Source organism: Streptomyces sp. M41, from assembly GCF_043673425.1.
GTDB lineage: Bacteria > Actinomycetota > Actinomycetes > Streptomycetales > Streptomycetaceae > Streptomyces.
Genome location: NZ_JBIMKE010000023.1, coordinates 43997 through 63956 on the forward strand (window position 1 = coordinate 43997; position 19960 = coordinate 63956).

Below are 19960 nucleotides of genomic sequence, written 5' to 3' on the forward strand. Positions count from 1 at the left end.
GGCGTCGGCCCATCGTGGGTGGAAGAGACCTCCGGCGCGCGACGACGCTGACATTTGCCGTTACGACTGCCGGAGGCGCAGTGGAAGTTTCCACGACCCTATGGGTCCTGACCATCGTGGGCCTTGCCGCCCTGATCGCGGTCGACTTCTTCATCGGCCGCAAGCCGCATGACGTGTCGATCAAGGAAGCCGGTATCTGGACGATCGTCTGGATCGCCCTGGCCGCCCTCTTCGGGCTGGGCCTGCTGGTCTTCGGGGGCGGACAGCCCGCCGGCGAGTTCTTCGCGGGCTTCATCACCGAGAAGTCACTGAGCGTCGACAACCTCTTCGTCTTCGTCCTGATCATGGCGAAGTTCGCCGTGCCGTCCCAGTACCAGCAGCGGGTGCTGCTCGTCGGTGTCCTCATAGCCCTGGTGCTGCGAGCCATCTTCATCGCGGCGGGTGCCGCGATCCTCGCCAGCTTCGCGTGGGTGTTCTACCTCTTCGGCGCCTTCCTGATCTGGACCGCCTGGAAGCTCATCCAGGAGGCCCGGGCCGACGAGGACGACGAGGAGTACGAGGAGAACAAGCTGCTCAAGGCCGCCGAGCGCAAGTTCGGCGTCGCCGACCGCTACCACGGCACCAAGCTGTGGATCCAGGAGAACGGCAAGCGGGTCATGACCCCGATGCTGGTCGTGATGCTGGCGATCGGCACCACCGACGTGCTGTTCGCCCTCGACTCCATCCCCGCGATCTTCGGCCTGACACAGGACCCGTACATCGTGTTCACGGCCAACGCCTTCGCGCTGATGGGTCTGCGGCAGCTGTACTTCCTCATCGGCGGTCTGCTGAAGAAGCTGGTCCACCTCAGCTACGGCCTGTCGATCATCCTGGGCTTCATCGGCGTCAAGCTGGTGCTGCACGCGCTGCACGAGTCCGGCGTCCACGTCCCCGAGATCAGCATTCCGGTCTCGCTCGGCGTGATCTGCTCGGTTTTGGTCGTCACCACGATCACCAGCCTGAGGGCTTCGAAGAAGCAGGCGGCGGCCGAGGCGGCGCACGCCGGCGACCAAGAGGCTCCGAAGGACAGCATCGACGTCTGACCACGTCGAACGTAAGAAGAACCAACACCGGGAGAGGTGCCCGGCGAATCGCCGAGCACCTCTCCCGGTGCTTCTTCGGATGCCGGGCGGCCTGCGAGAAATCGCCAAGGGGACGGCACCGGGCCGCCGTCCTTCACGGACTGCGACGTATAGGAGAAGACCGATTTCGCGTAGCGGCACACCCCACACGAAGGCCCCGCATCCCGAGGGCGCGGAGCCGTCCGACCAGCGCACGGACCGGAATGCGAACCCAGAGGCCCTCTGCGACGATCGCTCCATGATCGCTCGGCTCAGGCCGCTCACGACCCAGTGGACGTTCGTCGTGCCGGTGCTCGCGGTCGTCCTGCTGGTGTTCACCTGGGGACGGGACCTGCCCGGTGCGATGGTCGCCCTGGTGACACTGGTCCTCGCGGGGGCCGTCCTGTCCGCCGTGCATCACGCCGAAGTGGTCGCCCACCGGGTCGGCGAACCCTTCGGCTCCCTCGTCCTCGCCGTCGCCGTGACGATCATCGAGGTCGCCCTGATCGTGACCCTGATGGCGGACGGCGGAGACAAGAGCTCCACTCTCGCCCGGGACACGGTCTTCGCCGCCGTGATGATCACCTGCAACGGCATCGTCGGCCTGTGCCTGCTGGTCGCCTCGCTCCGGCACCGGACGGCGGTCTTCAACCCTGAGGGCACCGGCGCCGCGCTCGCGACCGTCGCCACCCTGGCCACCCTCAGCCTGGTACTGCCGACGTTCACCACGAGCAAGCCCGGGCCGGAGTTCTCCACGGTGCAGCTGACGTTCGCCGCGCTCTCCTCACTGATCTTGTACGGGCTGTTCGTGACGACCCAGACCGTGCGCCACCGTGACTACTTCCTCCCCATCACCCGGCAGGGCGATGTGATCACCGTGGACGACCACGCCGACGCGCCCTCCGCCCGCGCCGCGCTGGTCAGCCTCGGGCTGCTGGGTCTGGCACTGATCGGTGTCGTGGGGCTCGCCAAGGGGGTGTCGCCCACCATCGAGTCCGCAGTGGTGGCCGCCGATCTGCCGCATGCCGTCGTCGGCGTGGTCATCGCGATGCTCGTGCTGCTGCCCGAGACCATCGCCGCGCTGCGCTCCGCCCGCCGGGACCGTGTGCAGACCAGCCTGAACCTCGCGCTCGGCTCGGCGATGGCCAGCATCGGCCTGACCATTCCGGCCGTCGCCCTCGCCTCCGTCTGGCTCTCCGGCCCCCTGGTCCTCGGACTCGGCCCCACACACATGGTGCTGCTCGCCCTGACGGTGGTCGTGAGCTCGCTGACGGTGGTGCCGGGGCGGGCGACACCGCTGCAAGGGGGCGTGCACCTGGTGCTGTTCGCGGCGTATCTGGAGCTGGCGATCAATCCGTAGCCGCCACAATCCCGAGCCGCCCAACCCCGAGCCGCCCAACCCCGAGCCGCCCCGAGCCCGTCAGCCCGTGGCGGGCTCCGCCGCCGCGACGGGCACCGGACGGGTTTCGGGCAGAAGCGCGAAGCAACCCAGGCTGAGCAGCGCGATGCCCGTCAGATACGCCCCCACTCCCCACGGCACCCGACCGCCCTGTTCCGCGAGCGCCGTCGCCGCGATCGGGGTGAGCGCGCCCCCGAGGACGCCGCCGAGGTTGTAACCCACCGCGGCGCCCGTACAGCGCACGCGGGGTTCGTACAGCTCCGGCAGATACGCGGCGATCACGGCGAACATGGTGATGAACGCGAGCATGGCCCCGAGGAAGCCCACGAACATCGGCAGCGGCGCGCCCGTGGCGAGCAGCGCGACCATCGGGAACATCCACAGGGCGGATGCGGCGCAGCCGATCAGTGCCAGCGGGCGGCGCCCGTACCGGTCACCGAGAAGCGCCGCCAGCGGCGTGAGCGCGCCTTTCACCACCACCGCGGCCATGATGCAGGTCAGCATGACGTCACGGCTCACCCCGAGCCGTTCCGTGCCGTAGGCGAGGGACCAGGTCGTCACGGCGTAGAAGATCGCGTATCCGATCGACAGGGCGCCGGCTGTCAGCAGCAGGAGCCGCCAGTGGTCGCGCACGACCTCGACGAGCGGCACGCGCGCGTGGTCGTCGAGTTCGAGGAACCGGGGGCTCTCGGCGAGCGACGACCGCAGCCACAGCCCGACCAGGGCCAGGACCCCCGCCGCCCAGAACGGCACCCGCCAGCCCCACGCGGCGAACTGCGCCTCCGACAGCGTCGCCGACAACCCCAGCACCACACCGTTGGCGAGGAGGAATCCGAGCGCCGGCCCGACCTGGGGGAAGCTCGACCACAGACCGCGCCGGCCGGCGGGCGCGTGCTCCACGGTCAGCAGGACCGCGCCGCCCCACTCCCCGCCGAGACCGAGTCCTTGCAGAAACCGCAGCGCGAGCAGCAGCAGGGGAGCGGCGACACCGATCGTGTCGTACGTCGGTACGCAGCCGACCGCGACCGTGGAGGCGCCGGTCAGCAGCAGTGAGGCGACGAGGACGGGCCGGCGCCCGCGTCGGTCCCCGATGTGGCCGAACAGCACCGACCCCAGCGGCCGGGCCACGAATCCCACGCCGAACGTGGCGAAGGCGGCCAGGGTTCCCGCCCCCGGCGAGAACGTCGGGAAGAACAGCGGCCCCAGGACCAGCGCCGCCGCGGTGCCGTAGACGAAGAAGTCGTAGAACTCGATGGCCGTCCCGGCGAGCGAAGCAGTGGCGAGCCGCAGCATGGAGGGCGCCCTTACGGTGCGTACGTCGTGCATGCCGCGTCAACTACCCACCGTGATCGCGGGTTACGGGGGCGCGTGGGAGCGGTCGGCCTCGTCAGTAGGTGACGGTGATGCGCCGGGCCAGGCCGTCGACGCGGACGACTCCGCCGTAAGGGATCACGAGTTGCGGGTCGGTGTGGCCGAGGTCGACGTCGAAGACGATCGTGGTGTCGGGGGCGTACGTCCGCATGGCGCGAAGGACGGCTTCGCGCTGCTCGGCGGCGTAACGAGCGGCCTCCTGAGGGCCGTTGGGGTGTGCGAAGGACCATGTCCTCGCCCGCCCCATCAGCAGCGCCGAGAAGCGCTGGAGCAGCCCGCGCTCGCCCATGTTGCGCAGGGTCCAGAAGACCTCGTCGGCGCTCGGCATCTCCTCCGACGTCTCCAGGAGCAGCACTTCGCCGTCGTAGTCCGAGAGGTCGTGCGAGATCTCGCGGTCGGCCATCAGCAGCCAGCCGACGATCTCCAGGCAACCGCCCCAGGTGCGGCCTTCCACCACCCGGTCGGCATTGACCCAGGTCCAGCCGTCGGCGGGTCGCATCTCCGGCTCGGCGTCGAAGGTCGCCGGGTCGGCCCAGTCGCTGCTGATGTCGTTCCAGCGCTCGGCAGGCTTCAGCTCGTACTCGCCCGAGGTGAACAGGGCGGCTCGCAGCGACTCGGCCGTCTGCGGGTTCATGGCGCCGGGACGGCCCAGCTCGCACATCACCGTCGCGCCGTGGTAGCCGACGATCCCCGCGTTCCGCAGGAACACCAGCAGATTCGTGTTGTCGCTCATGCCGAAGAACGGCTTCGGATTCGCCCGGATCAACTCCCGGTCCAGCAGCGGCAGCACGGTGATCTGGTCGTCGCCGCCGATCGACGCGATGACGGCCTTGACGGACGGGTCGGCGAACGCGGCGTGGATGTCGTCGGCCCGCTCCTGCGGTGTCGAGCCCATCTTGCGGGTCGACGGATACTCGACCGGTTCCAGCCCGTACTCCTTGCGCAGCCGCTCCAGGCCCAGTTCGTAGGGGCGGGGGAAGAGCCCGGGCAGGCCCGCGCCGGGCGAGATGACGGCGACGCGGTCGCCGGGGGAGGGCTTCGGAGGGTACGAGATCATGGTCATGCCCGGAGGCTATGGCTCGGGGTGCGACCCCCGCACCGTGATAAACCGGGGTCCGAGCGGCGGTCCGCCATGGACCGCGCGAACCCGAACGGACCGGAGGAACCGTGCCCCGCACCCTGGCCAACGCCCCGATCATGATCCTCAACGGCCCCAACCTGAACCTGCTCGGGCAGCGCCAGCCGGAGATCTACGGCTCCGAGACCCTGGCCGACGTCGAGGCCCTGTGCGCCGAGGCGGCGGCCGTGCACGGCGGCACGATCGACTTTCGGCAGTCCAACCACGAGGGCGAGCTGGTGGACTGGATCCACGAGGCTCGGCTGAGCCACCGCGGGATCGTGATCAACCCCGGTGCCTACTCGCACACCTCGGTGGCGATCCTGGATGCGCTCAACACCTGTGACGGTCTTCCTGTGTTGGAGGTCCACATCTCCAACATTCACAAGCGGGAGTCCTTCCGGCACCACTCATACGTCTCGCTGCGTGCCGACGGTGTGATCGCGGGGTGCGGTGTGCAGGGCTATGTGTTCGGGGTGGAGCGGGTCGCGGCGCTGGTGGGGGCGGGGCGCGCGGACACGTGACGCCGGGCGGCACCTGTGCGAGGGCCACCGGCTGGTACGGGTACGGGTTCTGGGTTCGGTTCCGGACAGCCGCCGGGGCCGCCGGTCGAGGGCGGGGATTGAGGGACCGGCGGCCCGTACCGCTCAGGAGCCGTCATCCTGCGCGGGGCTGAGTCCAGTTGACTGCGCAATGACGCCCGCCGGGAGCGCGCGTATGGCACCGGCGTGTGTGAACGGTTCACACGGGGTGTGTACGGCGCGCGGGCACGACGCGTGCCGGGCGCTCGCCTACTTCGCGCCCGGCGGTGCCGGCTTCGCGCCCGGCCGTGGTGACGTCACCAGCCCCGCTCGCGCCACTCCGGCAGGTGCGGGCGCTCGGCGCCCAGCGTGGTGTCGTTGCCGTGCCCCGGGTAGACCCAGGTCTCGTCCGGCAGCACATCGAAGATCTTCGTCTCGACGTCATGGATCAGGCTGGCGAAAGCCTCCGGATCCTTACGGGTGTTGCCGACGCCGCCCGGGAACAGGCAGTCCCCGGTGAACACATGCGGGTGCCCGTGGGGGTCGTCGTAGACCAGCGCGATCGAGCCCGGCGTGTGCCCGACCAGGTGGCGCGCGGTGAGCTCCACATGCCCCACCCGGATGACGTCGCCGTCGTCGACCAGGACGTCGGTCGGCACCGGGATGCCGTCGGCGTCGTCCCGGCCGGCGTAGGTGCGCGCGCCGGTGGCTTCGACGACCGCGGCGAGCGCCTGCCAGTGGTCCCCGTGCTGGTGGGTGGTGACGACGGACGCGATGCCGTCGTCACCGATCATGCCCACCAGTACGTCCGCGTCGTTGGCGGCGTCGATCAGCAGTTGCTCGTCCGTGGCCCGGCAGCGCAGCAGATAGGCGTTGTTGTCCATCGGGCCGACCGCGATCTTGGTGATCATCAGGTCCTTGAGCTCATGCACGTCGGCGGGGCCGCCGACCGTCACCTGTCCGCTGTAGGTCATGTCGGCAGCCTATAGCGGCCGGGCGGTCCACGGACCGTCCAGGCGCGGGCCCTTGTGCCTGGGCTGCCGGCCCTACAGGGGCGGGAGCGACGGCAGCGGGCCGCCCTCCGCGCTCAGGCCGGACCCGTCACGGCGCCCGGCGAGCCAGCCGAGCAGATCGGGTGCGGCACCCCGGACGGTGATCTCGGAGGAGTCCGCCTCGCGTCCCGTGCTCCACGCGCGCGTGCCGTCCGTCAGCCGGGTCGGCGGTACGTCGGGGTGTCCGGTGAATCGCTCCGCGAGGAAGTCGATCTCCCGCTCCACGAATTCCGCCGGCAGATCCTCCAGCTCGTAGCCGATACCGAGATCCACGTGATGCAGCTCCACCTCGACCCACCGCCGGAAGGGCACCCGGGCCGCCGCGTCGGTGACGCCGTTGCGCAGCTCGACCGTGCGCGACCAGTCCGCGGGCACGGCGCCCATCTCCTGGAAGCGGCCGGCGCTCTCGCGCACGTCGGCGAGCTGGACGTCCAGGGGGCGCGGGGAGTCCCGCTCGATGTCGGCGTCGCGGGCGGTGGCCGAGACGTACATGGGGCGTCCCTCGAGAACGTTCACGAGGGCGTCCGCATTGCGGGCGAGGTGCGCGAGGACGTGGCCGCGGCTCCAGCCGGGGAGCCGTGACGGCTCGGTCACCGACGCGTTGTCCAGCTTGGCCGCTGCGGTGAGCAGCCTTTCGGTCGCTTCATGTACAGACACCAGGTCACGAGCGTGATCAATCATGGTGCTGACATTAGCCCCGCCACACCTTTGGGTGAAGGTGGTGAACGAGTGCCGTAAATCGAATGCGCGTGCTATAGGCTCGGTCGTGGCGTCGGGCATGCTGGATGGTCCGGGATTGTTGTCCCATTCGGGAATCCGACCGGCGTTGTCAGTGGCTCCCCCTAGTCTGAGAAGGACGGGGGCCTCGCCCCTGTCACTTCTCTCAAGAAAGGTGCGGACCGGCGTGGCCGACCGTCTCATCGTCCGTGGCGCGCGCGAGCACAACCTCAAGAATGTCTCGCTCGACCTGCCGCGCGACTCGCTCATCGTCTTCACGGGCCTGTCGGGGTCGGGCAAGTCCTCGCTGGCCTTCGACACGATCTTCGCCGAGGGCCAGCGGCGCTACGTGGAGTCGCTGTCGTCCTACGCCCGGCAGTTCCTCGGCCAGATGGACAAGCCGGACGTCGACTTCATCGAGGGTCTGTCCCCGGCCGTCTCCATCGACCAGAAGTCGACCTCGCGCAACCCCCGCTCGACGGTCGGCACCATCACCGAGGTCTACGACTACCTGCGTCTGCTCTTCGCCCGCATCGGCAAGCCCCACTGCCCCGAGTGCGGCCGGCCGATCTCGCGCCAGTCGCCGCAGGCCATCGTCGACAAGGTCCTGGAGCTGCCGGAGGGCAGCCGCTTCCAGGTGCTGTCGCCGCTGGTGCGCGAGCGCAAGGGCGAGTTCGTCGACCTCTTCGCCGATCTCCAGACCAAGGGCTACTCCCGCGCGCGTGTGGACGGCGAGACGATCCAGCTGTCCAGCCCGCCCACGCTGAAGAAGCAGGAGAAGCACACCATCGAGGTGGTCGTCGACCGCCTCACGGTGAAGGACTCCGCCAAGCGTCGCCTCACCGACTCGGTGGAGACCGCCCTCGGCCTGTCCGGCGGCATGGTCGTGCTCGACTTCGTCGACCTCCCCGAGGACGACCCCGAGCGCGAGCGCATGTACTCCGAGCACCTGTACTGCGCGTACGACGACCTCTCCTTCGAGGAGCTCGAGCCCCGCTCCTTCTCCTTCAACTCGCCCTTCGGCGCCTGCCCCGAGTGCACCGGCATCGGTACGCGCATGGAGGTCGACCCCGAGCTGATCGTCCCGGACGAGGACAAGTCCCTCGACGAGGGCGCCATCCACCCCTGGTCGCACGGGCACACCAAGGACTACTTCGGCCGCCTGATCGGCGCCCTCGCGGACGCGCTGGGATTCCGCACGGACATCCCCTTCGCGGGCCTGCCACAGCGTGCCAAGAAGGCGCTTCTCAACGGCCACAAGACACAGATCGAGGTCCGCTACCGCAACCGGTACGGCCGCGAGCGCGTGTACACGACGCCCTTCGAAGGCGCCGTCCCCTTCGTCAAGCGCCGGCACAGCGAAGCCGAGAGCGACGCCAGCCGCGAGCGCTTCGAGGGCTATATGCGCGAGGTGCCCTGCCCCACCTGTGAGGGCACGCGTCTGAAGCCGATCGTCCTCGCGGTCACGATCATGGAGAAGTCGATCGCCGAGGTCTCCGCGATGTCCATCAGCGACTGCGCGGACTTCCTGCGCGAGCTGAAGCTCAACGCCCGCGACAAGAAGATCGCCGAGCGGGTGCTGAAGGAGGTCAACGAGCGGCTGCGGTTCCTGGTCGACGTCGGTCTCGACTATCTCTCACTCAACCGCGCGGCCGGCACCCTCTCCGGCGGGGAGGCCCAGCGCATCCGCCTGGCCACTCAGATCGGCTCCGGCCTCGTCGGAGTCCTGTACGTCCTCGACGAGCCGTCCATCGGTCTGCACCAGCGGGACAACCACCGGCTGATCGAGACCCTGGTCCGGCTGCGCGACATGGGCAACACGCTCATCGTGGTCGAGCACGACGAGGACACCATCAAGACCGCCGACTGGATCGTCGACATCGGCCCCGGCGCCGGCGAGCACGGCGGCAAGGTTGTGCACAGCGGCTCCTTGAAGGAACTGCTGGCCAACGCCGAGTCGCAGACCGGCCAGTACCTGTCCGGCAAGAAGGCCATCCCGCTGCCGGACATCCGCCGCCCGCACGACCCGACCCGGCAGCTCACCGTGCACGGAGCCCGGGAGAACAACCTCCAGGACATCGACGCCTCGTTCCCGCTGGGCGTGTTCACCGCGGTCACCGGCGTCTCCGGCTCCGGCAAGTCGACGCTGGTCAACGACATCCTGTACACGCATCTGGCCCGCGAGCTGAACGGCGCCCGCAACGTCCCCGGGCGGCACACGCGCGTGGACGGCGACGACCTCGTCGACAAGGTCGTGCACGTCGACCAGTCGCCCATCGGTCGCACGCCGCGCTCGAACCCGGCGACCTACACCGGCGTCTTCGACCACATCCGCAAGCTGTTCGCCGAGACCACCGAGGCGAAGGTCCGCGGCTACATGCCCGGCCGCTTCTCCTTCAACGTCAAGGGCGGCCGTTGCGAGAACTGCGCCGGCGACGGCACGATCAAGATCGAGATGAACTTCCTCCCGGACGTGTACGTCCCTTGCGAGGTCTGCCACGGCGCGCGGTACAACCGGGAGACCCTGGAGGTCCACTACAAGGGCAAGTCGATCGCCGAGGTCCTCAACATGCCGATCGAGGAGGCGACCTCGTTCTTCGAGGCCGTCCCCGCCATTGCCCGGCACCTCAACACGCTGAAGGACGTCGGTCTCGGCTACGTCCGCCTCGGCCAGTCCGCGACCACCCTGTCCGGCGGTGAGGCCCAGCGTGTGAAGCTCGCCAGCGAGCTCCAGAAGCGCTCCACCGGCCGCACGGTCTACGTCCTGGACGAGCCGACCACCGGTCTGCACTTCGAGGACATCAGCAAGCTACTGAAGGTCCTCTCCGGCCTGGTCGACAAGGGCAACACGGTCATCGTCATCGAGCACAACCTCGATGTGATCAAGACCGCCGACTGGGTCGTCGACATGGGCCCTGAGGGCGGCGCCGGCGGTGGCCTCGTCATCGCCGAGGGCACGCCCGAGGAGGTGGCCGCGGTCCCGACCAGCCACACCGGCAAGTTCCTGCGCGAGATCCTCGGCGCCGACCGCATCAGTGACGCGACCTCGGTGAAGGCCCCGCGCAAGGCGGCGGCCAAGAAGACGGTCGCGGCAGGGGCGACGGCGCGGAAGACCGCGACGGCCAGAACCACCAGGACGGCCAACAACAAGGCGACGGACAAGGCGACCGGCGCCGCGAAGAAGACGGCAGCCGCCAAGAATGCGGCGACGGCGAAGAAGGCGGCGACGGCCCAGAAGGCGGCAACCGCGAAGAAGACGACGCGGTCCCGCAAGGCCTGAGCCTGAGGGGTATTGAGCCCGAGCAATTCCGAAAAAGTGCGGCGCCCCGCGGGAACTCCCCGCGGGGCGCCGCACGTTCTCCCATCAGCCGCCTGATCCTCGCGGCTACGCCGCACCTTGACTCCTCAACAGCGAAGCCTCGGCAGCGAAGTCTCGACCGCGGAAATGGAGAGCCGAACGCCTACTGGACGTCCCCCAGTTCAAAGGCGTACGGCGGCTCGGCTCCCGCCCGGGAGCAGGTGATCGCGGCAGCCCGCGCCGCGAATCGCAGCAGCCGTGTCCAGCCGTCGGCGCCGAGTCCCACGAGCGCTTCGGCGGACAGGGCATCCTGGGCTGCAAGCCCGTGCAGCAGGGCCGCGTTCACGGTGTCGCCCGCACCGATCGTGTCCACGACGTCGACCTGCTCACCCGGCACGGAGTGCGCCGCTCCATCCCGGGTGAAAGCGGTCAACCCGTCACCCCCGTGAGTGATCACTACGGCTGCAGGTCCCGCGGCCAGCCAGTCGCGCGGGGTCCCGCCCAGCCAGGCCGCATCCTCCTCGGAGAGCTTGAGCAGCGACACCGACGGCAGCCAGCTCTTGAACCGCGCCCGGTAACCATCCGGGTCCGCTATCAGCCCGGCCCGGATGTTCGGATCGAGCGCGGTGAACGTCCCCTGAGCCGCCGCGCTCCGCATCAGCTCCTCGTAGGCACTGGCCCCCGGTTCCAGGACGAGCGAGCAGGTACCGAACGACACCGCGCGCGTCCCCGCGGGCAGCTCCGGAGGTGCCGTGAAGAGCCGGTCGGCGGTGCCCTCGACGTAGAAGGAGTAGGCGGCCGAGCCGCCGGCATCGATGGTGGCGACCGCGAGGGTGGTCGGCTCCATGCCCCGCTGCACCCAGGACACATCCACTCCGGCCTCCCTCAGCCCGTCCAGCAGAGCCGTACCGAAGGCGTCCGTGGAGGTGCGGGAACAGAAGGCGGTGGGGGAGCCCAGACGGCCGAGGGCCACGGCCGTGTTGTAGGGGCCGCCGCCGAGCGCCGGCTTCAGGCCCGCGAGGGCACCCGTGCCCTGCGGTACCAGGTCGATCAGGGCCTCACCGGCGACGACGATCACGAGACAGTTCCTTTCGGGGACGTCAGGGGCTGTTCGAGGCAGCCGCAGGAGGTGCGATGAACGAACGTGCACGGCAGACGCACGGTCCGGGTGGGCCCGTCCGGTGAGTCGAGACGGTCCAGCAGCACGCGCACCGCCTGGCGGCCGATGTCCCTGCTGGGCTGGGCGATCGCGGTGAGCCGGGGCGAGAACAGATCGGCCCAGGCGAAGTCGTCGAAGCAGCACAGCGCGATGTCCTCCGGCACGGACAGGCCCCGGTCGCGCAGGGCACGGAGTGCGCCGATGGTCATCGCGTTGTTGGCGGTGACGAGCGCGGTGGGCGGCGTGGCGCGCGACAGCAGGGTACCGGCGGCTTCTTCGGCACCGGCGGAAGCGGAGTCGCCGTGCACGACGAGGTTCTCGTCGTAGGCGAGCCCTGCCGTTGTGAGTCCTTCCCGGTATCCCGAGAGGCGCTCGCTGGTGGTGCTGAGCCCGGGTAGGCCCGCGACCAGGGCGATCCGACGGTGGCCCAGGCCGGCGAGATGGGTGACCAGCTGGGCCATTGGTTCGGCGCTGTCGGCGCAGACCTGGTCGAACGGCGTCGCGCCGTCGGCCGGGATGTCGACCACGCGGTCGAGGAGGACAGTCGGCACCATGTGACGGCCGAGGTAGGCGATCAGCTCGCGCGGGTCGGCGGAGGGGGCGACGATCATGCCGTCGACCCGGCGTTCGTGGAGAAGCTGGACGACCTTGCGCTCATGCTTCGGATCGTCGTGCGGGTCGGCGATCAGCAGGCTGTAGCCGTGCTCCAGGGCAGCGGCCTCGACGCCCTGGAGAATTTCCGTGAAGTACGGATTGCTGATCGCCGACACCGCCAGCCCGATGGACCGCGTACGAGATGTCACCAGGGAACGGGCCAGGGTGTTGGGTGTGTAGCCGAGTTCCTCCATGGCGTCCAGCACCGTCTGGCGGGTGCGGGGGAGCACGGGCCGGGTGCCGTTCAGCACATGCGAGACGGTCGCCACGGAGACGCCGGCGCTGCGTGCGACGTCGGCCATGGTTGCCATCGTCACCCTCTCCTTTCCCACAACCTGCACCGCGCCCGCCTCGGGCCGCAGTGGCTCTTCTGGCCGGGAAGGTATCTCATCCAGAGGGCAGACGTAAACGTTTGCGTAAGCGTTTACGTCCTTTGAGGAGAGGAGCGCGTAGGGACAAGAGAGACGTCAGAGTCGCCTGCTCACTCCCAGTCCCACCCGATGCCCACGATGCCGGTGCGCACCCGTGGCTCGACCACGTGTACGGAGTGGTGCGGCCCGCTGAGGGTCAGCCCTTGGCGGCCACTGCGGGGCGCCGCCGCGGAGTGCTGGGAGAAGCGGTGGCAGCGGACCGGCAGGGCACTCTCGGCGAAGCGGACCTGAAGGGCGTACTGGCCGCCCGCGAGTGAGAAGCCGCGGGCGTACTCGCGGGAAGCGCCGGCTGTGCCGTCCTCGACGCCATAGCGGAAGAGGTAGGTGTCGCCGGCCCGAAGCCGCGTGCCGAAGAGCAGCTCGGCGACGAGGACCCCGGTCTCCTGGTGCCAACGGACACGTCCGGTCCGGCAGTTCTCCAGGGCGTGCACCCTCATCCGTTCCGGCAGGCAGCCGGGGTCGCCGTGGTGGACGGCCACGAAGCGGTCGACGCCGTCATTGTGAGCCCGCACGATGTGGTGGGACTCGCGTTCGGCCAGCTCGCGGAGGGCACCGATCCGAACCCGTTCGTGGTGGGCGAGGGTATGCACGCCGCCGTCCAGCGGGCAGCCCAGATCGGCGAGCAGCTGATCCAGGACGCTCGAGGCCTCCACCAGGGAGCGGTAGGAGCGGGCGGCCGGTCGTTGGAGGGTGGAGTGGTCGTCGGCCTCCGCGAGCAGCCGGATCAGGGACTCCTCCGGCAGCTGGAGTATCTCCTCCAGCGCCCGTACCGCACGGAGCGACTCGGGCCGCTGTGGCCTGCGGGCGCCCTGCTGCCAGTAGCTCAGACTGGTGACGCCGACCTTCACTCCGCGACGGGACAGATGGTGCTGCACGCGCTGCAGCGGCAGTCCCCGGGCGGCTATCGCGGCGCGCAGAGCGACGTGGAAGGGGCCGCCTCGCAGGGCCGTGTTCAGTTCCACGGTGGCGAGGGCAGGGATGTCCGCGTGCTGAGTGGCGTGCGGCATGCAGGGGCCTTTCTCTGGTGTTCACAACGGCTGGTCGGACCGTTCGCGTGACTGCTCGGGGCCACCCCGTCGGCGTGGCAGCGTCTTCACATCCGTATGCCGTCGTTCAAGGCCCCGAGTTCCCCCGCATTGAAGCGTGTTGACCAAGTCCCGACAACACCTGATGCCCAAAGGGGGCAGGTCTGGCCGAGTCCTGATGCCGTGGTGCGCAGAGCTGCCTCAAGTCCCCTTACCTGCGGTGGGGTTGGGGGTGCGGGGTCGCCGAGAGCGATGCGGCACCTACGCCCTGATGTGACCCGTGCGACAGCGCGTGCGGCGGCGAGGTGGCGTGGCAGGGAGGTGCCCGGCGGTATGGGGGTCAGCCCGGTGTCAGCCCGCGGTGTCAGTCCGCTCACACTCGTGCCCGCACCACCGGCTCCTGGGCCGACACACGCCGTCGCGGCATCCTGGGAGCCCTGTTCCCGGAGCCGGCTCCGCCGACGGCCCGCTCCACCAGTGGACCCACCCGCCCCTTCCGCCCCCGGACCCCGGACCTTCCGCCCCCGACCCCGGACCTTCCTCACAGCCCCTGCGCCCGCTGTCCGCAGCCCGTTTCCCGCTGCCCCCTCCCCGCCGGCCCACAGACTCCGTGCCGACCCCCAGCGGAGTCCCGCTCCGAAGCCGCCGCCCTCCACCTGCCCCCGGCCCCCGCCACTCCCACCCGCCCCCTGCCCTGGCTCCGCCCCCCGCTCGCCCCGCCGCGGCGCCCCCTGCGTCGGTTGTCCACAGGCTCGTCGGAGTGTCAGCCCTCGCCAGTAGGGTGTGAGACATGGCCGACCCCTCCAGCTACCGCCCCAAGCCGGGACAGATCCCCGACTCTCCCGGGGTGTACAGGTTCCGTGACGAGCACCGCCGGGTGATCTACGTCGGGAAGGCGAAGAGCCTGCGCCAGCGCCTGGCCAACTACTTCCAGGACCTGTCGGGCCTCCACCCCCGCACCCGCTCGATGGTCACCACGGCCGCGTCCGTGGAGTGGACGGTGGTGTCCACGGAGGTCGAGGCGCTCCAGCTGGAGTACTCCTGGATCAAGGAGTACGACCCCCGGTTCAACGTCAAGTACCGCGACGACAAGAGCTACCCGTATCTCGCGGTGACGATGAACGAGGAGTTCCCTCGGGTGCAGGTGATGCGCGGTCACAAGAAGAAGGGCGTCAGGTACTTCGGTCCGTACGCACACGCGTGGGCGATCCGCGACACCGTCGACCTCCTGCTGCGCGTCTTTCCCGTGCGTACCTGCTCGGCGGGCGTCTTCAAGAACGCCCGCCGCACCGGCCGCCCCTGCCTGCTCGGCTACATCGGCAAGTGCTCCGCCCCCTGCGTGGACCGTGTCTCCGCCGAGGAGCACCGTGAACTGGCCGATGAGTTCTGCGACTTCATGACCGGCCGTACGGGCACCTATCTGCGCCGCCTGGAGACGCAGATGATGGAGGCGGCCGAGGAGATGGAGTACGAGCGGGCGGCCCGTCTGCGCGACGACATCGAGGCGCTGAAGAAGGCCATGGAGAAGAACGCGGTCGTGCTCGCCGACGCGACCGACGCCGATCTGATCGCGGTCGCGGAGGACGAGCTCGAGGCGGCCGTGCAGATCTTCCACGTCCGGGGCGGCCGGGTGCGCGGTCAGCGCGGCTGGGTCACGGACAAGGTCGAGGAGATCACCACCGGCGCCCTCGTCGAGCACGCCCTCCAGCAGCTGTACGGCGAGGAGACCGGTGACGCCGTGCCCAAGGAGGTCCTCGTCCCGGCGCTGCCCGACCCGCTGGAGCCCGTGCAGGAATGGCTCTCGGGCCGCCGCGGCGCCAACGTCTCGCTGCGCATCCCGCAGCGCGGCGACAAGCGCGCCCTCATGGAGACCGTCGAGCGCAACGCGCAGCAGGCACTCGTCCTGCACAAGACCAAGCGCGCCTCGGACCTGACCACGCGCTCGCGTGCCCTGGAGGAGATCGCCGACGCCCTCGACCTGGACAGCGCCCCGCTCAGGATCGAGTGCTACGACATCTCGCACCTCCAGGGCGACGACGTGGTGGCGTCCATGGTCGTCTTCGAGGACGGGCTGCAGCGCAAGAGCGAGTACCGCCGCTTCCAGATCAAGGGCTTCGAGGGCCAGGACGACGTCCGCTCCATGCACGAGGTGATCACCCGCCGCTTCAAGCGCTACCTCGCCGAGAAGGAGCGGACCGGCGAGTGGACCGACGGCGAGAACCCCGTCACCTACTCCGCGTCCGGTGCCGTCACCGACACCGATGCCCCGTCCGGCGCCCCCACCGATGCCACCTCGGCCCCCGCCCCCGCCGGTTCCTCCACCACCCCGTCCGACCCCCTCACCGACACCACCTCCGCCCCTCTGGCGGACAGCCTCAAGGACGACGAAGGCCGGCCCAGGCGTTTCGCCTACCCGCCGCAGCTCGTCGTCGTCGACGGGGGGCAGCCGCAGGTCGCCGCTGCCCAGCGGGCACTGGACGAGCTCGGGATCGACGACATCGCCGTCTGCGGCCTCGCCAAGCGCCTGGAGGAGGTCTGGCTGCCCGGTGAGGACGACCCGGTCGTGCTGCCCCGTACCAGCGAGGGCCTCTATCTGCTGCAGCGCGTCCGTGATGAGGCGCACCGCTTCGCGATCACCTACCAGCGCACCAAGCGGGCCAAGCGTTTCCGGTCGAGTCCGCTGGACGATGTCCCGGGTCTCGGTGAGACCCGCAAACAGGCGTTGATCAAGCACTTCGGTTCGGTGAAGAAGCTGCGATCCGCGACAATCGAGGAGATCTGTGAGGTTCCGGGCATAGGCCGCAAGACGGCCGAGACCATTGCCGCGGCCTTCGCCCGGGCGGCCCCGGCCGCGCCCGCCGTCAACACGGCGACTGGAGAGATCATGGAGGACGAGGACTCCGATACGACGGCGGAGATCTCGGGGGAGCCCGTGTCCGCGGGCGCCCTGGACGAACGACGGGGGCAGGAGAGATGAGCGAGCACGACACACGACCCACGGCCGAGCGAGATCGCGGCGCCCAGGAATCCCACAAGGAGACCAAGGGGGCCGGCGAGGATCTCACCCGGCAGGACGCACGCCAGGACAACGGAGCACAGGTGAGTACGGCCAACGATCAAGCCGGGGTCCCCGAGGCGGCCATCCCCGAGCTGGTGATCATCTCGGGCATGTCGGGGGCGGGGCGCTCGACGGCGGCCAAGTGTCTGGAGGACCTCGGCTGGTTCGTCGTCGACAACCTCCCGCCCGCGCTGATCCCCACCATGGTGGAGCTGGGCGCCCGCTCCCAGGGCAACGTGGCGCGGATCGCCGTGGTCGTCGACGTCCGCGGCCGACGCTTCTTCGACAACCTCCGCGACTCCCTCTCCGACCTCGACACCAGGGGCGTGACGCGCCGGATCGTCTTCCTGGAGTCCTCCGACGACGCCCTGGTGCGTCGCTTCGAGTCGGTGCGCCGTCCGCACCCGCTCCAGGGCGACGGCCGCATCGTCGACGGCATCGCCGCCGAGCGTCAGCTGCTGCGCGAGCTGCGCGGCGACGCCGACCTGGTGATCGACACCTCCAGCCTGAACGTGCACGAGCTGCGGGCCAAGATGGACGCCCAGTTCGCCGGCGAGGAGGAGCCGGAGCTGAGGGCCACGGTCATGTCCTTCGGGTTCAAGTACGGCCTCCCGGTCGACGCGGACCTGGTCGTGGACATGCGCTTCCTGCCCAACCCGCACTGGGTTCCGGAGCTGCGCCCCTTCACCGGCCTCAACGAGGAGGTGTCGGCGTACGTCTTCAACCAGCCCGGCGCGAAGGAGTTCATCGACCGCTACTCCGAACTGCTCCAGCTGATCGCGGCCGGATACCGCCGCGAGGGCAAGCGGTACGTGACGATCGCGGTCGGCTGCACCGGCGGCAAGCACCGCTCGGTCGCCACATCGGAGAAGCTCGCGGCGCGCCTTGCCTCCCAGGGCGTGGAGACGGTGGTCGTGCACCGGGACATGGGACGCGAATGACGGGACGTACTCCGCGGCTGAGCAGGCTGCGCCGCGCGATGCCGGAGTCACGCGCAGGCCGACCCGTCGAGACCCGTGGCGGCAGACCGCGGCGCCGGGGCACTCAACCCAAGGTCGTCGCCCTGGGCGGCGGGATGGGCCTTTCCGCCTCGCTCGCCGCGTTGCGCCGGATCACCGGCGACCTCACCGCCGTCGTCACCGTGGCCGACGACGGCGGCTCCAGCGGGCGCCTGCGCGACGAGCTGGGTGTGCTGCCGCCCGGCGACCTGCGCAAGGCGCTGGCCGCGCTGTGCGGGGACGACGACTGGGGCCAGACCTGGTCCAGGGTCATCCAGCACCGCTTCCACTCCAAGGGCGACTTGCACGACCACGCCGTCGGCAACCTGCTCATCGTCGCCCTGTGGGAGCAGCTCGGCGACCATGTCCAGGCCCTCGACCTGGTCGGCAAGCTCCTCGGCGCGCACGGGCGCGTGCTGCCCATGTCGGCGGTGCCGCTGGAGCTCCAGGCCCTGGTCAAGGGCCACGACCCGGACCGGCCCGAGGACGTCGACATCGTGCGTGGCCAGGCCACCGTCGCCCTCACCCCGGGTGAGGTGCAGTCGGTGCACGTCGTACCGGTCGATCCGCCCGCCGTGCCGGAGGCCGTCGCCGCCGTCCGGGACGCGGACTGGGTGGTGCTGGGACCGGGGTCGTGGTTCTCCTCGGTCATCCCGCATCTGCTCGTCCCGGAGCTCCTGGACGCCCTCACCGAGACGAAGGCGCGCCGAGTACTCTCGCTGAACCTCGCCCCGCAGCCGGGAGAAACCGAAGGCTTCTCCCCGCAGCGTCATTTGGAGGTTTTGGGACGACACGCCCCTAAACTCGCCCTGGACGTGGTGCTGGCCGACGAGGCCGCCGTGCCGGACCGGGATGTGCTCACCGAGGCCGCCAAGCGGCTCGGTGCCGCGGTCGAGCTGGCCCCGGTGGCCCGGACGGACGGGACGCCCCGGCACGACCCGGAGCTGCTCGCCGCCGCGTACGACCGTATTTTTCGGATGCATGGAAGGATCGGCCCATGGCGATGACGGCAGCGGTGAAGGATGAGATCTCCCGGCTTCCCGTCACCCGGACCTGCTGCAGAAAGGCGGAGGTCTCCGCCATTCTGCGGTTCGCCGGCGGCCTCCACCTGGTGAGCGGTCGGATCGTGATCGAGGCGGAGCTGGACACCGCGATGGCGGCACGCCGGCTCAAGCGGGACATTCTGGAGATCTTCGGCCACAGCTCCGAACTGATCGTCATGGCGCCCGGTGGTCTGCGCCGCGGATCGCGCTATGTCGTGCGTGTGGTGGCGGGCGGGGACCAGCTGGCCCGCCAGACCGGCCTGGTCGACGGGCGCGGCCGCCCGATCCGCGGCCTGCCCCCGCAGGTGGTCTCCGGGGCCACCTGCGACGCCGAGGCCGCCTGGCGGGGCGCCTTCCTCGCGCACGGCTCGCTCACCGAGCCCGGCCGCTCCTCCTCCCTGGAGGTGACCTGCCCGGGCCCCGAGGCCGCGCTCGCCCTGGTCGGCGCCGCCCGTCGGCTGTCCATCGCCGCCAAGGCCCGCGAGGTGCGCGGCGTGGACCGCGTGGTCGTCCGTGACGGCGACGCCATCGGTGCCCTCCTGACCCGCCTCGGCGCGCACGAGTCCGTGCTGGCCTGGGAGGAGCGCCGGATGCGCCGCGAGGTGCGGGCCACGGCGAACCGCCTCGCCAACTTCGACGACGCCAACCTGCGCCGCTCCGCCCGCGCGGCCGTCGCCGCCGGCGCCCGTGTCCAGCGGGCCCTGGAGATCCTCGGCGAGGAGGTACCCGAGCACCTCGCCGCCGCCGGCCGTCTGCGCATGGAGCACAAGCAGGCGTCCCTGGAGGAGCTGGGCGCGCTCGCCGACCCGCCGCTGACCAAGGACGCGGTGGCCGGCCGTATCCGCCGGCTGCTCGCCATGGCCGACAAGCGGGCCCAGGACCTCGGCATCCCGGGCACGGAGGCCAATCTCAGCGAGGAGCTGGCGGACAACCTCGCGGGATGAGGTGAGGATTCGTCAGCAGACCGGTGCCGATGTCCGCTTGGGGCATCGGCACCGGTATTTGTCGCTTCTGCGC

General features: G+C 70.1%; 15 protein-coding genes. 8 read left to right on the forward strand and 7 right to left on the reverse strand.

Annotated features, from left to right (window positions below):
- Positions 1-80: 80 nt before the first annotated feature.
- The gene (locus tag ACHBTE_RS25370) at positions 81-1082 is read left to right on the forward strand and encodes a TerC/Alx family metal homeostasis membrane protein (RefSeq protein WP_394726381.1); all 1002 of its coding nucleotides are present in this window, start codon (positions 81-83) and stop codon (positions 1080-1082) included.
- A gap of 277 nt (positions 1083-1359) precedes the next feature.
- The gene (locus ACHBTE_RS25375) at positions 1360-2460 is read left to right on the forward strand and encodes a calcium:proton antiporter (protein WP_394726382.1); all 1101 of its coding nucleotides are present in this window, start codon (positions 1360-1362) and stop codon (positions 2458-2460) included.
- 60 nt (positions 2461-2520) lie between these two features.
- Here ACHBTE_RS25375 and ACHBTE_RS25380 read toward each other — a convergent pair whose 3' ends face one another.
- Positions 2521-3825, reverse strand: a complete 1305-nt coding sequence (locus tag ACHBTE_RS25380; protein ID WP_394726383.1) for an MFS transporter — start codon at positions 3823-3825, stop codon at positions 2521-2523.
- A 61-nt stretch (positions 3826-3886) separates the two neighbouring features.
- On the reverse strand, positions 3887-4933 hold the full coding sequence (locus ACHBTE_RS25385) for a S66 peptidase family protein (RefSeq protein ID WP_394726384.1): 1047 nt from the start codon (positions 4931-4933) through the stop codon (positions 3887-3889).
- 104 nt (positions 4934-5037) lie between these two features.
- On the opposite strand from ACHBTE_RS25385, the gene aroQ reads away from it, so the two are divergent.
- Complete coding sequence (gene aroQ / locus ACHBTE_RS25390) at positions 5038-5511, forward strand: type II 3-dehydroquinate dehydratase (protein ID WP_394726385.1); 474 nt, start codon at positions 5038-5040, stop codon at positions 5509-5511.
- Positions 5512-5825: 314 nt separating this feature from the next.
- Here the strand turns inward: aroQ and ACHBTE_RS25395 are convergent, their stop codons facing one another.
- A complete protein-coding gene (locus ACHBTE_RS25395; protein ID WP_394726386.1) occupies positions 5826-6482 on the reverse strand; it encodes an MBL fold metallo-hydrolase in 657 nt (218 codons plus the stop codon).
- A gap of 72 nt (positions 6483-6554) precedes the next feature.
- Positions 6555-7241 carry a maleylpyruvate isomerase family mycothiol-dependent enzyme gene (locus ACHBTE_RS25400; RefSeq protein WP_394726387.1) on the reverse strand — a complete coding sequence of 229 codons (687 nt, stop codon included), beginning with the start codon at positions 7239-7241 and terminating at the stop codon, positions 6555-6557.
- Between the two features lie 223 nt (positions 7242-7464).
- On the opposite strand from ACHBTE_RS25400, the gene uvrA reads away from it, so the two are divergent.
- Entirely contained in the window at positions 7465-10557 is a 3093-nt protein-coding gene (gene uvrA, locus ACHBTE_RS25405) for an excinuclease ABC subunit UvrA (protein WP_394726388.1), read from the forward strand.
- Between the two features lie 181 nt (positions 10558-10738).
- Here the strand turns inward: uvrA and ACHBTE_RS25410 are convergent, their stop codons facing one another.
- From ACHBTE_RS25410 to ACHBTE_RS25420, 3 genes are all read right to left on the reverse strand, one after another.
- Positions 10739-11653 carry a carbohydrate kinase gene (locus ACHBTE_RS25410; RefSeq protein ID WP_394726389.1) on the reverse strand — a complete coding sequence of 305 codons (915 nt, stop codon included), beginning with the start codon at positions 11651-11653 and terminating at the stop codon, positions 10739-10741.
- Complete coding sequence (locus tag ACHBTE_RS25415) at positions 11650-12699, reverse strand: LacI family DNA-binding transcriptional regulator (RefSeq protein ID WP_394726390.1); 1050 nt, start codon at positions 12697-12699, stop codon at positions 11650-11652. Before ACHBTE_RS25415 ends, ACHBTE_RS25410 begins: the two co-directional genes overlap by 4 nt.
- 170 nt (positions 12700-12869) lie before the next feature.
- A complete protein-coding gene (locus ACHBTE_RS25420; protein WP_394726391.1) occupies positions 12870-13826 on the reverse strand; it encodes a hypothetical protein in 957 nt (318 codons plus the stop codon).
- Between the two features lie 808 nt (positions 13827-14634).
- Between ACHBTE_RS25420 and uvrC the strand changes: the two genes are divergently transcribed.
- From uvrC to whiA, 4 genes are read left to right on the forward strand one after another with little or no spacing between them, the layout of a single operon-like run.
- On the forward strand, positions 14635-16821 hold the full coding sequence (gene uvrC / locus ACHBTE_RS25425; protein ID WP_394726392.1) for an excinuclease ABC subunit UvrC: 2187 nt from the start codon (positions 14635-14637) through the stop codon (positions 16819-16821).
- Positions 16818-17843, forward strand: a complete 1026-nt coding sequence (gene rapZ, locus ACHBTE_RS25430; protein ID WP_394726393.1) for an RNase adapter RapZ — start codon at positions 16818-16820, stop codon at positions 17841-17843. Before uvrC ends, rapZ begins: the two co-directional genes overlap by 4 nt.
- Positions 17840-18907 (forward strand): uridine diphosphate-N-acetylglucosamine-binding protein YvcK, encoded by a 1068-nt coding sequence (yvcK, locus tag ACHBTE_RS25435; protein WP_394726394.1) that lies wholly within the window; start codon positions 17840-17842, stop codon positions 18905-18907. Before rapZ ends, yvcK begins: the two co-directional genes overlap by 4 nt.
- Positions 18898-19887, forward strand: coding sequence for a DNA-binding protein WhiA (gene whiA / locus ACHBTE_RS25440; RefSeq protein ID WP_190070616.1), 990 nt, complete (start codon positions 18898-18900; stop codon positions 19885-19887). The genes yvcK and whiA overlap by 10 nt, the downstream gene beginning before the upstream one ends.
- The last annotated feature ends 73 nt before the right edge of the window (positions 19888-19960 follow it).

What these genes read in the sequence shown, in the direction of transcription:
- ACHBTE_RS25375 (WP_394726382.1), top strand. Translation starts at nt 1,360, where the DNA reads ATGATCGCTCGGCTCAGGCCGCTCACGACCCAGTGGACGTTCGTCGTG.
- ACHBTE_RS25380 (WP_394726383.1), bottom strand. Translation starts at nt 3,825, where the DNA reads ATGCACGACGTACGCACCGTAAGGGCGCCCTCCATGCTGCGGCTCGCC.
- ACHBTE_RS25385 (WP_394726384.1), bottom strand. Translation starts at nt 4,933, where the DNA reads ATGACCATGATCTCGTACCCTCCGAAGCCCTCCCCCGGCGACCGCGTC.
- ACHBTE_RS25395 (WP_394726386.1), bottom strand. Translation starts at nt 6,482, where the DNA reads ATGACCTACAGCGGACAGGTGACGGTCGGCGGCCCCGCCGACGTGCAT.
- ACHBTE_RS25400 (WP_394726387.1), bottom strand. Translation starts at nt 7,241, where the DNA reads ATGATTGATCACGCTCGTGACCTGGTGTCTGTACATGAAGCGACCGAA.
- ACHBTE_RS25415 (WP_394726390.1), bottom strand. Translation starts at nt 12,699, where the DNA reads ATGGCAACCATGGCCGACGTCGCACGCAGCGCCGGCGTCTCCGTGGCG.
- ACHBTE_RS25420 (WP_394726391.1), bottom strand. Translation starts at nt 13,826, where the DNA reads ATGCCGCACGCCACTCAGCACGCGGACATCCCTGCCCTCGCCACCGTG.
- uvrC (WP_394726392.1), top strand. Translation starts at nt 14,635, where the DNA reads ATGGCCGACCCCTCCAGCTACCGCCCCAAGCCGGGACAGATCCCCGAC.
- rapZ (WP_394726393.1), top strand. Translation starts at nt 16,818, where the DNA reads ATGAGCGAGCACGACACACGACCCACGGCCGAGCGAGATCGCGGCGCC.
- yvcK (WP_394726394.1), top strand. Translation starts at nt 17,840, where the DNA reads ATGACGGGACGTACTCCGCGGCTGAGCAGGCTGCGCCGCGCGATGCCG.
- whiA (WP_190070616.1), top strand. Translation starts at nt 18,898, where the DNA reads ATGGCGATGACGGCAGCGGTGAAGGATGAGATCTCCCGGCTTCCCGTC.